We start from the raw sequence: 12,302 nt of genomic DNA, 5'->3' as shown, positions 1-12,302 counted from the left end.
ATGGGAGTAATGAATCGCTTTATGAACTTCTTAGGGCTTCAAGAAGAAGAGGAAATTGTTGAGCGCGAACAGATTATGGATGATGATGAAGAACCTCGTGAAACCTCTGGCACAGAATTACGTAAGAACAATAGAGCCAGCAATGTAGTTAGTATTCATTCTCAGAAAAATGTAAAAGTGATTTTGAATGAGCCGCGCAGTTATGATGAGGCTCAAGATATTGCAGACCATTTGCGATCTCACCGATCGGTTATCGTCAATTTACAGCGTGTTCGTATCGATCAAGCGACACGTATTATTGATTTTATGAGCGGTACCGTCTATGCACTTGGAGGCAGTATTTCAAAAATCGGGGGCAACATTTTTCTGTGTACACCGGATACCGTCGAAATTGAGGGCACGATCGCTGAAATTTTAGGCGAAGATTACGAATATAACAAGATGAGGTGACGCAATTTTGGAAACGGCTTTTGCAGTTTTAAATGCTTTATATCGAATCTACACGTATATGATTATTATTTATATTTTGCTGTCCTGGTTGCCTAGCGCGCGTGAAAGTTCTTTTGGGCAAATTTTGGCACGATTAGTAGAACCTTATCTTGCTCCTTTCCGTCGCTTTATACCACCGATTATGGGAGCAATTGATATATCTCCGATTGTAGCTTTATTCGTATTACAATTGGCATTTAGCGGATTAGTATTTTTATTAAGAAGTCTTATTTACTAATTTTAATTATTTTGTAACAAACAATCTATTACACTTGCTCTAAATATGAAAGGTATGAACAACATCATGCAAAGCAATATTTATCATCATTTTCATCCAGATGAGCGAGAGTTTGTGGAACGGGCTGCGGAGTGGATCGATAACGCAGCCCGTTATCATGAGCTAAAGCTGACCGATTTTTTAGATCCACGTCAAGCTTATATTCTGAATATTCTCGCTGCTCGTAATCTAGATGTGCATATTCGTTTGGATGGAGGATCAGAACATTCAGAACGTAAACGTGCCGTCATCGGACCGGATTATATGGATTTGGATAACGAAGATATGCAGTTATCAGTATTATCGATCACGCCAGAAGGGCGTAAATTCGCTGATTTGGAACATGGCGATTATATGGGTTCTATTTTGGGACTGGGTATCAAGCGAGGTAAAATTGGAGATATCCACGCGTTGGCGGATGGTTGTCATACGGTGGTATCGTCTGAGATTGCTTCTTATTTGCATCTAAATTTAACACAAGTTCATCGTTTGCATGTAATGACAGAGATTTTACCGATTACTGAATTACAGGTCGCTACTCCAGAATTGCAATCGATGGAGCTAACTGTAGCTTCTTTACGCTTAGATGGGATAGCAAGTGATGTATACCGACTAAGCCGTAGTAAAATCCTGGTGCCAATCAAAGCGGGACGTTGTCGGGTGAATTGGAAAGTAGAAGAAAATCCTTCTCATGCTTTGCAACAAGGCGATATGATTTCTATTCAGGGACTTGGTCGCTTCAAAGTATTAGAAATGGATGGAATTACAAAAAAAGGAAGATATCGAGTCAAAGTAGGTAAATTTGTTTGATAAAGAATAGAATAGGCTTCTATTTAAATCGTGAATATACAGCAAATTTATTTATTTTTTAACGTCTTTGGCAGGGATATATCCTTATGCGTCGAAATGAAGTATCATAGCAATAACGAGGCAATTCAACGGCCTAAACATTACAGGAGGTGTCCAACATGCCATTAACCCCGCTGGATATACATAATAAGGAATTCTCGCGTCGTTTGCGTGGTTATGACGAAGACGAAGTGAATGAATTTCTAGATCAAGTGATCAAAGATTATGAAGGGGCGATTCGTGAAAACAAAGAACTGCAAAGTCAGTTAATGTCTATTCAAGAACGTCTGGATCATTTTGCAAATCTGGAAGATACGTTGAGCAAAACGATCATTGTTGCTCAAGAAGCTGCAGATGAAGTTCGTAACAATGCGAAAAAAGAAGCTCAATTGATTATTAAAGAATCCGAGAAAAATGCGGATCGTATTATCAATGAGTCTTTATCCAAATCTCGCAAAGTGTCGATGGAAGTAGAAGAACTCAAAAAACAAGCTTCTATTTACCGCACACGTTTCCGTACATTGGTAGAAGCTCAATTAGAGCTACTTAGCCAAGATGGATGGGATGCTTTGGAAAATCAAACGCGTGAACTTCAACGCACAAGCAATGAACGTGATCGTGAAAGAGATCGTCTAGAAGATCGCGACCGTGACCGCGATAGAGACAGAGATCGTGATAGAGACCGCGATAACGAAGAACAACATAGTTCAGGTGATTTGTACTAAGATTAAGGGTTCTAAGTTGACATTTATAGTCTAAAGCGCTATAAATATTCTATAACTTTATTTCAATTGATTCGTGTAGACGAATATAAATATGAACATCAACATTCATTGATAGGGTCAGTAAATCATACATTGTGTTCACAGAGAGTTGGCGGTTGGTGCAAGCCAATGAACATCGTATGATTGAATATCCCCCTGGAGAAGCGAGGCTGAACGAGCATCAAGTAAGCCAAGCCGGAGTGCCAACCGTTACAGAGGCACCGCATCATTTGTGCGGATCTAAGGTGTCACTTCACCTGAATACAGACAAAAACAGTAGAAATACTGGATTTTAGTTTGTATAGATGTATAAAGGTCGAAGTGAAACAAGGGTGGTAACGCGAGCAACCTCGTCCCTTTTATGGGATGGGGTTTTTTGATGTTTTCATACGGGATAGTTAGAGTGCATTCGATATTAATAGATGGGGAAGGATGACAAAATCATGCAAAGAGTCGATGTCAAAGAAAAAGCACGCACACGGGATTTACGGATTTTAAATAAATGGAATGAGGAAAATACATTCCAACGTTCGATTCAGAATCGGGAAGGTAAGCCTAACTTCGTTTTTTATGAAGGTCCACCAACAGCAAATGGTAAGCCACATATCGGTCACGTTTTGGGACGTGTCATCAAAGATTTTGTCGGTCGTTATCAGACGATGAAAGGATACCGTGTTGTTCGTAAAGCAGGATGGGATACACATGGTCTTCCTGTTGAACTAGGTGTTCAGAAAAAATTAGGAATCTCTCACAAACATGAAATTGAAGAGTATGGTGTAGAGAAATTTATTCAAGAATGTAAAGCAAGTGTATTCGAATATGAGCAACAATGGCGTGATCTTACGTCTGGGATTGGATATTGGACTGATCTAGATCATCCATATGTAACGCTTGAAAATAACTATATCGAAAGTGTGTGGAACAATCTTGCGACAATTCATGATAAAGGTCTATTGTATCGTGGACACCGTGTAAGTCCATATTGCCCTGATTGTCAGACAACACTGAGTTCACATGAAGTCGCTCAAGGATACAAAGATGTCAAAGATTTGAGCGCAACAGCGAAATTCAAGCTTGATGACAGTGGTGAATATGTTCTTGCTTGGACAACAACACCATGGACATTGCCTTCTCACGTTGCTTTAGCAGTTAATCCAGATATGGATTATGTACGTGTAAGTCAAGATGGAAGTGTATATATCGTTGCCAAAAATCTGGTAGACGATGTTATGAAAGATGGTAAGGGCGAATACGAAGTACTGAGCACATTAAAAGGTGCAGAATTAGTAGGAAAAACGTATGCTCCGCCATTTAACTATTTTACAGCAGAAAAAGCGAACATCATTCTAGGAGCAGACTTTGTTACCGATGCAAGTGGTACAGGTATTGTTCATATGGCGCCAGCACATGGTGAAGATGATTACCGTGTATGTCGTGAAAATGGTATTAGTTTTGTGAATATGGTAGATCTAGAAGGTAAATTTGTAGCTGAAGTGACTGATTTTGCAGGTCGTTTTGTAAAAGATTGCGATATCGATATCGTGCGTTTGTTGTCTGAAAAAGATCGTTTGTTCAGCAAAGAAAGATATGAGCATACGTATCCATTCTGCTGGCGTTGTGACACACCACTATTATACTATGCAATGGATAGCTGGTTTATCCAGACGACAGCCGTTAAAGAACAATTGATCGCTAACAATAAAGAAGTAGATTGGTATCCAGGTCATATCCGTGATGGACGTTTTGGTAAATTTTTGGAAGACTTGGTGGACTGGAATATTAGTCGTGATCGTTATTGGGGTACACCGCTTAATGTATGGGTATGTGCAGAAACAGGTGAACAGTTTGCACCGCACAGTATTGCAGAACTTCGCGCGCGCGCGATTGGTGATGTGCCTGAAAATATCGAACTACACAAACCATATGTAGATGATATCAAAGTACGTAGTTCATGTGGTCAATATGAGATGTTCCGTACACCGGAAGTGATCGATGTATGGTTTGATAGTGGATCAATGCCATTTGCGCAACAGCATTATCCTTTTGAAAATCAAGATACATTCCAAGAGCAATTCCCGGCAGATATGATCTGTGAAGGTATCGATCAGACCCGTGGTTGGTTCTACAGTCTACTTGCGGTATCTACATTAATCACAGGTAAAGCTCCTTACAAAGCAGTTATGGCGACAGGTCATGTATTGGATGAACAAGGACAGAAAATGTCCAAGTCTAAAGGAAATGTAATCGATCCGTGGGAAGTCATTGATGAATATGGAACAGATGCTTTCCGTTGGGCATTGCTATCTGATAGTGCGCCATGGAACAGTAAACGTTTCTCCAAAGGTATCGTAGGTGAAGCGAAATCCAAAATGGTGGATACACTTGTAAATACACATGCATTTATGACATTGTATGCAACGATTGATGGATTCGATCCAGCAGAACATCCTTTCCAACCGTCAGAGCATAAGTTGGATCGTTGGATTCTGTCTCGTCTGAACAGTTTGATCAAGCAAGTTGAAAAAGGGCTTGCTGTAAATGATTTCTTAAATGCTTCTAAAGCGATCGAAGCTTTTGTAGATGAATTGAGTAACTGGTATATCCGTCGCTCGCGTGACCGTTTCTGGGGTAGTGGTCTAACAGAAGACAAATTAGATGCTTACCGTACTTTAACGGAAGTCCTATTAACGACAGCTAAATTGATTGCACCATTTACACCAATGTTAGCGGAAGATATCTATCTTAACCTCAGCAGTGGCGAAAGTGTGCATATGGATGATTATCCTGTTGCCAATGAAGACTTGATCGATCTTGAGCTAGAACGCGATATGGAAACAGCTCGTCGCATTGTCGAACTAGCACGTAATGTACGTAATGAGACAGGTCTCAAAACACGTCAACCTTTATCTGAATTGATCGTTTCGCTGGACAAAGATTTTGATTTGACCAGCTATGAATCAATCATCAAAGACGAGATCAACGTGAAAGGTATTCATACCGAAACCGATGATTCTGGATTTGTAGACTTTACATTGAAATTAAATCTTAAAGTAGCCGGTAAAAAATACGGTAAAAATGTAGGCTTCTTGCAAAACTTCTTTAAAGGCATGTCTGTAGAAGAAACACGTAAAGTGGTTGAAGATGGATTCTTGCATATTCTTTCACCAGAAGGCGAAGAGCTACAAGTGACGAATGAAGAATTATTAGTAGAGAAAAAAGCGAAGTCTGGATTTGCTTCTGCTTCAGGGTATGGTCTAACAGTGGCACTCAATACAGATGTAACACCTGAACTAGAGCAAGAAGGATGGGTACGTGAGATTGTACGTGCGGTTCAAGACTATCGTAAAAAATTAGATCTACCTATCGAAAAATACGTGAATTTAACGTTGTCTGTGAACGATGATCTTCGTCAAGCAATCCAAACATTTGATCATGTATTACGTGAAAATGTATTGGTTAACGATGTAGCATTTGCTACTGAAGAAGGCATGGAACAAGTTGAATTGATGGGACAAAATGTAGGTATCCGTATTTCGTAAAAAAAGACAGGATGAAGCAGATCATATATCTGATCTAACATAAGCATGGGTATGATCTATCTACTTTTATAGTAGGAAGATCATACCCATGTTTTTTTATTATAAAGGTTCTCAATAGACGACTGATTCTAGGCTGTGCTACAATAAACAAAGCTATGTTTAGTGAGGTTATCGTACTAAGCATATGGACGAGATATCTATAGGGTGGAGGATTATTGTGATATATTATGTGATTGCAATTATAGCGATTATTGTAGATCAGTTAACCAAATACTGGATCGCTACTGGAATGGAACGAGGAGATCAGATTTCAGTGATCGGCAATTTCTTTTTGATTACTTCCCACCGTAATCAAGGCGCTGCTTTTGGTATTTTGCAAAATCAACGTTGGTTTTTTGTCGTGATTACGTTAATAGTCGTTGTTGCGATTATATGGTATATCCAAAAAGTGAAATCACAACCGGATAAATTATTGCCTGTTGCTTTATCACTTGTTTTGGGTGGAGCGATTGGTAACTTTATTGATCGTGCACGTATGGGTGAAGTAGTGGACTTTTTACAATTTAACTTTGGCAGTTATACGTTTCCGATTTTCAATGTAGCTGATTCTTGTATTGTAGTCGGGGTTGCATTGATTATCATAGACGCACTGCTGGATATGAGCCGTCAGAAGAAACAAACTGCCGGTCATGAAGAGGAGAATGTTTAGTGAGTAAGCAAGACAAATCAGAGATGAATGAAGTTCAAGATAAAGACTGGGTAGAGCAAGAATTACCTGATCTAGAACATGTGGAAGAAACAGGCGAAGATGAGACAGAGATCGGTGCTGTTCAAGTGATGGAATGGACGATTGATGCAGAAGATGCTAAAACACGTATCGATAAATATATTACTGATTTATTACCAGAAGGTTTCTCACGTTCTCAAGTACAACAGTGGATAACCGATGGCTTAGTCACAGTAGATGGCAAAGTAATCAAAGCTAATCATAAATTGATAGAAAATGAACAGGTTGTTGTTCAACTTCCTAGTCTATCTACTGTAGAAATCGAAGCACAAGATATTCCGCTTGAGATCGTCTATGAAGATTCAGATGTAATCGTAATTAATAAGCCTCGTGGTATGGTTGTTCATCCAGCAGTCGGTCATTCTTCTGATACGTTGGTTAATGCTTTGATGTATCATTGCAAAGACTTATCAGGTATTAATGGCGAAGTGCGTCCAGGTATTGTGCATCGTATTGATAAAGACACAACTGGATTATTGATGGCTGCCAAAAATGATAAAGCGCATGCTTCATTATCGGAACAGCTCAAAAATCATACCGTTACCCGTAAATATATTGCACTGGTTCATGGTAATATAGAACATGATCAAGGCACTATTGATGCACCGATTGGTCGCTCTAGCCAAAATCGTAAAATGTTTACCGTTACCGAGAAGAATAGTAAGCATGCTGTTACTCATTTTGTAGTGACAGAGCGTTTTGGTGATTTTTCATTAGTAGAGCTTCGTCTTGAGACAGGACGTACTCACCAAATACGTGTGCATATGAAATTTATCGATCATCCGTTAGTTGCTGATCCAATGTATGGACGTGTAAGAGCCAAAGCTTCTACACTAGATGGACAAGCTCTGCATGCGGCTGTACTTGGTTTTGTTCATCCGACTACAGGGGAATATTTAGAATTTCAAGCACCTATCCCTGATGATCTGGAACAAGTATTGTTGTCATTGCGTAATCGTTAATAAGCATTTTTATTTTAGAAGTCAGTCTGATATTCAGATTGGCTTCTTTTTTTATATCTACCCATATGTAAAAGAGCGAATATTTATATTCGTAAAGTTGATCGCTATGAATAATTTATGAATAAAAAATGATAATAATGATATATTTACTTATAATTGTGGATATTTATTCGTATATATTGTATAATTATGATTATTGAAACAAAGTATAACTATTCTTTTACAACTATATAATCATTTCTTCATCATCCCACGGTAAGTTGTGCGGTTGACAGGTACTGTTGTTTCTGTCATAATTCATTTCAGATGAATAAGCACCTTTAATTCAGTCCCGTGAGACTGGCAAGGTAACGTGAACGATGTTCACTGTAGGACACCCTCTGTGTGGAGTGGTGCATACTACAGTGCGTCTGAGTATGACTGTCATGACGTGTGTCTATGACTACAGACTCCTTGCCGTTTTAGGGCAGGGAGTCTTTTTTATACCCTGACCGAAGAACGTGCAATAGAGTCAAGCAAGAGTATGAACCAGACACGCGTTATGATGTTGACCACGGGGCCCAGGGTGTACACAACCTGAGGAGGCTAACGATAATGAACACAGAGACTCGCATTATCATGGATGAAACAGCAATCCGCCGCGCACTTACACGTATTGCACATGAGATTTTGGAGAAAAATAAAGGGATTGAAGATTGTATTCTGATCGGGATTCGTACACGAGGTATTTACCTGGCACAACGGATCGCAGAACGTATTCAAGAAATTGAAGGTAAACCTGTTCCTTGTGGTGAGCTGGATATTACAGGATATCGTGATGATCAAGACAATGGACGTCCTACAGATATGAATAGCAGTACGATGCTAACACCTGCTAATCTAACGATTCGTAACAAAAAAATTATTTTGTTCGATGATGTACTGTACACAGGTAGAACGATTAGAGCCGCTATGGATGCACTAATGGATTGCGGACGACCTGAAATGATTCAATTAGCAGTCCTTGCAGATCGCGGACATCGCGAACTTCCGATTCGCCCGGATTATATCGGCAAAAACGTACCAACTTCCAAACTGGAAGAAATCGAAGTACGACTAAGCGAAATCGATGGTAGCGATCAAGTCAATATTATGCAACATCGTGAGGTGACTGCATGATTATGACAACTACTACATTGAAACAACGCAGTCTACTGGGTCTCAAAGGTATGAGTCAACCGGAGTTAGTTTCAATACTCGATCGAGCAGCTTATTGGGATGCACATACAGAGAAGCAAGTGTCTGTTTTGCAATCACGCTTTGTAGCGAATATGTTTTTTGAAAATAGTACACGTACACGTTTTTCTTTCGAAATGGCTGAAAAGCGCTTGGGTGCAGAAGTGTTGAACTTCACCTCGGCAGTATCAAGTGTAGAAAAAGGCGAATCCATTTACGATACGGTTCGAACACTTGAAAGTATGGGAATTGATGCAGGCATCATTCGCTTGAAGCCTTCAGGAGTATTGCAAGAATTAGCAGAAAAAGTGAATGTACCTTTAATCAATGCGGGTGATGGCAACAATGAACATCCAACCCAAGGATTGCTTGATTTGTACACGATGCGTCAAGAGTTTGGAGAGTTAAAAGGTCTGCATGTAGCGATTGTAGGTGACATTTTGCATAGTCGTGTAGCACGCTCGAATCTCTGGGCTTTACAGACAATGGGTGCCAAAGTAAGCTTCTGTGCACCAAGCAATATGCGCGCTGATGATATCGGAGAAGTTTCTTATATCAGTATGGAAGAAGCGTTACAAGCAGATGTAGTGATGATGTTAAGAGTGCAACTTGAACGCCATGCTGTAGGCATGCTCAAGTCAGCAGAAGAATATCGCCTACAATATGGATTGACCGAAGAAAGAGCTGCCCGGATGAAACAGCATGCAATTATTATGCACCCGGCTCCAGTCAATCGTAATGTTGAGATCGATGATGCACTGGTGGAAAGTCCTAAATCAAAAATTTTCCCACAAATGCAAAATGGTGTACCGATTCGGATGGCTGTTATTGAAAGAGCCCTACGTAACTAAGCACTACGATAATCAACAATACAATTTCGGAGGTTAACAATGACACTTTTTATTAAAAACGCAAACGTATTGAACGGACAAAATGAACTGGAAATCAAACATATATGGGTAGAAGGCAGTCAGATTGAACACATTTTTGCAGGAGATCAAAATACAGCAGAATTGCTTCAACAATATGGAGCAGGACAAGAAATAACAGAGATTGATGCAACCGGCAAGTTAGTTACGCCAGGATTGATCGATATGCATGTACATTTACGAGAGCCTGGTTTTGAACATAAAGAAACGATTGCTACCGGAACAGCTTCAGCGGCAAAAGGTGGATTCACAACTATCGCTTGTATGCCAAATACACGACCGGTTACAGACAATGCCGATGTAGTGAAATTGGTACTGGACAAAGCAGCAGAAGCAGGGAGCGTCAAAGTACTGCCTTATGCAGCCATCACAGTCAACGAGTTAGGACGGGAATTAACCAATTTTGCAGCACTCAAAGCAGCTGGAGCTATCGGATTCACAGATGATGGTGTAGGCGTACAAAATGCACAAATGATGAAAAATGCAATGGCGCTTGCAGCATCGATGGATATGCCGGTTATTGCACACTGCGAAGATGATTCACTGGTGGTAGGAGCGGCTGTAAGTGAAGGCGAATTTGCTCGCAAACATGGTCTGAAAGGGATTCCTAATGAATCGGAAGCAATCCATGTAGGACGCGACATTTTACTAGCAGAAGCAACAGGAGTTCATTATCATGTGTGTCATGTGAGTACAGAGCAATCGATTCGATTGATTCGCTTAGCCAAATCGATTGGTATCAAAGTAACTGCTGAGGTATGCCCGCATCATTTAATCTTATCCGATGAAGATATTCCGGGTATGGATGCGAATTGGAAAATGAATCCACCTCTACGTACACCACGTGATGTAGAAGCTTGTATTGAAGCACTAGAAGATGGAACGATCGATATCATTGTGACCGATCATGCCCCTCATAGTGAAGAAGAAAAAGCAAAAGGAATGGAATTAGCACCGTTTGGTATCGTTGGATTCGAAACCGCATTTCCATTGCTATATACCAAATTCGTCCAAACAGGACGCTGGACATTACAAATGCTTGTAGATCGGATGACATCTGATCCAGCTAAAGTATTCCGTTTGGCAACAGGGCGCTTAGAACAAGGGGCTCCAGCAGATATCACATTAATCGATCTGGAAACAAAGCAAACGGTCGATCCAGCTACATTTGCAACAAAAGGAAAAAATACCCCATTTACCAACTGGACATTACAAGGTTGGCCACAGACAACGATCGTAGACGGTCAAGTCGTGTGGTCGCAGGAAGCTACGGCTTCCAAAGCATAAATATACTAAAAAATGATAAAAATATTCATTTGAATATAACTAACTTTTAAGATAGATAGAGGAGTGAAACGGGATGCAGGCAAAATTGTTATTAGAAGACGGAACATTATTTACAGGCCGTAGTTTCGGAGCAGAAGGCGAAACCACTGGAGAAGTTGTATTCAATACCGGAATCACCGGTTACCAGGAGGTACTATCTGATCCTTCGTACTGCGGGCAGATCGTAACCATGACTTATCCGCTGATCGGCAATTATGGTATTAACCGTGATGACTTTGAATCAGTTCGTCCGTATATTAATGGATTCGTTGTTCGTCGACATGAGCCTGTACCTAGTAACTGGCGTGCTCAATATACGATTGATGAGTTGCTACGCGAACATGGCATTATCGGAATCAGCGATATCGACACACGCATGTTAACACGTCGTATTCGTCATCAAGGAACAATGAGAGGCATTTTGACAAGCGGATCATTATCAACCGAAGAATTGATGGAGCGTCTAAACAGTAGCGTATCGGCTACCAACCAAGTAAGTCATACATCAACTTCTCATATTTATACAAGTCCGGGTCCAAAAGAACGTATTGTGCTTATCGATTACGGCGCAAAAACAGGGATTGTACGTGAGTTGTCTCAGCGTGGTTGCGATGTGGTTGTTGTACCTCAAGATACAACAGCAGAACAGATTCGCCGCTTACATCCAGATGGTATTCAATTATCTAACGGTCCAGGAGATCCGAAAGATGTACCGGCTGCTGTCAAAGTAATTGAAGAATTGCTTGGAGAATATCCAATCTTCGGTATTTGTCTCGGACACCAGTTGTTCGCTTTGGCTTGCGGAGCAGATACAGACAAATTGAAATTCGGACATCGTGGTGGTAACCATCCTGTCAAAGATTTGCAAACAGGTCGTTGTTACATTACATCACAAAATCACGGATATACAGTGAAAGAAGCTTCAATCGAAGGAACAGAACTGGAAGTAACTCATATCAACAACAATGACAAAACGATTGAAGGCTTGAAGCATAAGAAATATCCAGCATTTTCTGTACAATATCATCCAGAAGCAGCACCAGGGCCTTTTGATAACGGCTATCTATTCGATCAATTTTTAACAATGATTCGTGAATATAAAGAACAACACCCTCAAAAAACGCGTCAAGCCGAAATGATGGCTGCTGTGAAAGGAGCTAACTGA

General features: G+C 40.3%; 10 protein-coding genes, 1 pseudogene and 1 other annotated feature. All 11 genes and pseudogenes read left to right on the top strand.

Going from position 1 to position 12,302, the window contains the following annotated elements; all coding sequences use genetic code 11:
* The 11 genes and pseudogenes from PQ456_RS15370 (at nucleotide 1) to carA (ending at nucleotide 12,302) form a co-directional block, all read left to right on the top strand.
* Entirely contained in the window at nucleotides 1-450 is a 450-nt protein-coding gene (locus PQ456_RS15370) for a cell division protein SepF (protein WP_204823282.1), read from the top strand.
* 4 nt (nucleotides 451-454) lie between these two features.
* A complete protein-coding gene (locus PQ456_RS15365) occupies nucleotides 455-727 on the top strand; it encodes a YggT family protein (protein WP_373462044.1) in 273 nt (90 codons plus the stop codon).
* 66 nt (nucleotides 728-793) lie between these two features.
* Nucleotides 794-1,576 (top strand): YlmH family RNA-binding protein, encoded by a 783-nt coding sequence (locus PQ456_RS15360; RefSeq protein WP_273613075.1) that lies wholly within the window; start codon nucleotides 794-796, stop codon nucleotides 1,574-1,576.
* Between the two features lie 158 nt (nucleotides 1,577-1,734).
* A pseudogene (locus PQ456_RS15355) lies at nucleotides 1,735-2,238 on the top strand (DivIVA domain-containing protein); the annotation flags it as partial.
* 201 nt (nucleotides 2,239-2,439) lie between these two features.
* Nucleotides 2,440-2,740 (top strand) — a binding site (T-box leader).
* An 82-nt stretch (nucleotides 2,741-2,822) separates the two neighbouring features.
* Nucleotides 2,823-5,918 carry an isoleucine--tRNA ligase gene (ileS, locus tag PQ456_RS15350; protein ID WP_273613073.1) on the top strand — a complete coding sequence of 1,032 codons (3,096 nt, stop codon included), beginning with the start codon at nucleotides 2,823-2,825 and terminating at the stop codon, nucleotides 5,916-5,918.
* Nucleotides 5,919-6,135: 217 nt separating this feature from the next.
* Nucleotides 6,136-6,627, top strand: coding sequence for a signal peptidase II (gene lspA, locus PQ456_RS15345; RefSeq protein WP_204823285.1), 492 nt, complete (start codon nucleotides 6,136-6,138; stop codon nucleotides 6,625-6,627).
* 23 nt (nucleotides 6,628-6,650) lie between these two features.
* Nucleotides 6,651-7,667: an RluA family pseudouridine synthase gene (locus tag PQ456_RS15340; protein ID WP_420540671.1), complete on the top strand. Its 1,017-nt coding sequence runs from the start codon at nucleotides 6,651-6,653 to the stop codon at nucleotides 7,665-7,667.
* Between the two features lie 594 nt (nucleotides 7,668-8,261).
* Nucleotides 8,262-8,825 (top strand): bifunctional pyr operon transcriptional regulator/uracil phosphoribosyltransferase PyrR, encoded by a 564-nt coding sequence (gene pyrR / locus PQ456_RS15335; protein WP_273613072.1) that lies wholly within the window; start codon nucleotides 8,262-8,264, stop codon nucleotides 8,823-8,825.
* Entirely contained in the window at nucleotides 8,822-9,733 is a 912-nt protein-coding gene (locus PQ456_RS15330) for an aspartate carbamoyltransferase catalytic subunit (protein WP_273613071.1), read from the top strand. Before pyrR ends, PQ456_RS15330 begins: the two co-directional genes overlap by 4 nt.
* 39 nt (nucleotides 9,734-9,772) lie before the next feature.
* Nucleotides 9,773-11,098, top strand: a complete 1,326-nt coding sequence (locus PQ456_RS15325; protein WP_273613070.1) for a dihydroorotase — start codon at nucleotides 9,773-9,775, stop codon at nucleotides 11,096-11,098.
* A 73-nt stretch (nucleotides 11,099-11,171) separates the two neighbouring features.
* The gene (gene carA, locus PQ456_RS15320; RefSeq protein ID WP_273613069.1) at nucleotides 11,172-12,302 is read left to right on the top strand and encodes a glutamine-hydrolyzing carbamoyl-phosphate synthase small subunit; all 1,131 of its coding nucleotides are present in this window, start codon (nucleotides 11,172-11,174) and stop codon (nucleotides 12,300-12,302) included.

Origin of the sequence: Paenibacillus kyungheensis, from assembly GCF_028606985.1 — a bacterium.
Lineage (GTDB): Bacteria > Bacillota > Bacilli > Paenibacillales > Paenibacillaceae > Saccharibacillus > Saccharibacillus kyungheensis.
Note: the sequence above shows the minus strand (reverse complement) of the source record. Positions and strands in the feature narration are given on the sequence as shown.

Coding starts and splice junctions, on each gene's coding strand:
- PQ456_RS15370 (WP_204823282.1), top strand. CDS start 1: ATGGGAGTAATGAATCGCTTTATGAACTTCTTAGGGCTTCAAGAAGAA.
- PQ456_RS15360 (WP_273613075.1), top strand. CDS start 794: ATGCAAAGCAATATTTATCATCATTTTCATCCAGATGAGCGAGAGTTT.
- ileS (WP_273613073.1), top strand. CDS start 2,823: ATGCAAAGAGTCGATGTCAAAGAAAAAGCACGCACACGGGATTTACGG.
- PQ456_RS15340 (WP_420540671.1), top strand. CDS start 6,651: ATGAATGAAGTTCAAGATAAAGACTGGGTAGAGCAAGAATTACCTGAT.
- pyrR (WP_273613072.1), top strand. CDS start 8,262: ATGAACACAGAGACTCGCATTATCATGGATGAAACAGCAATCCGCCGC.
- PQ456_RS15330 (WP_273613071.1), top strand. CDS start 8,822: ATGATTATGACAACTACTACATTGAAACAACGCAGTCTACTGGGTCTC.
- PQ456_RS15325 (WP_273613070.1), top strand. CDS start 9,773: ATGACACTTTTTATTAAAAACGCAAACGTATTGAACGGACAAAATGAA.
- carA (WP_273613069.1), top strand. CDS start 11,172: ATGCAGGCAAAATTGTTATTAGAAGACGGAACATTATTTACAGGCCGT.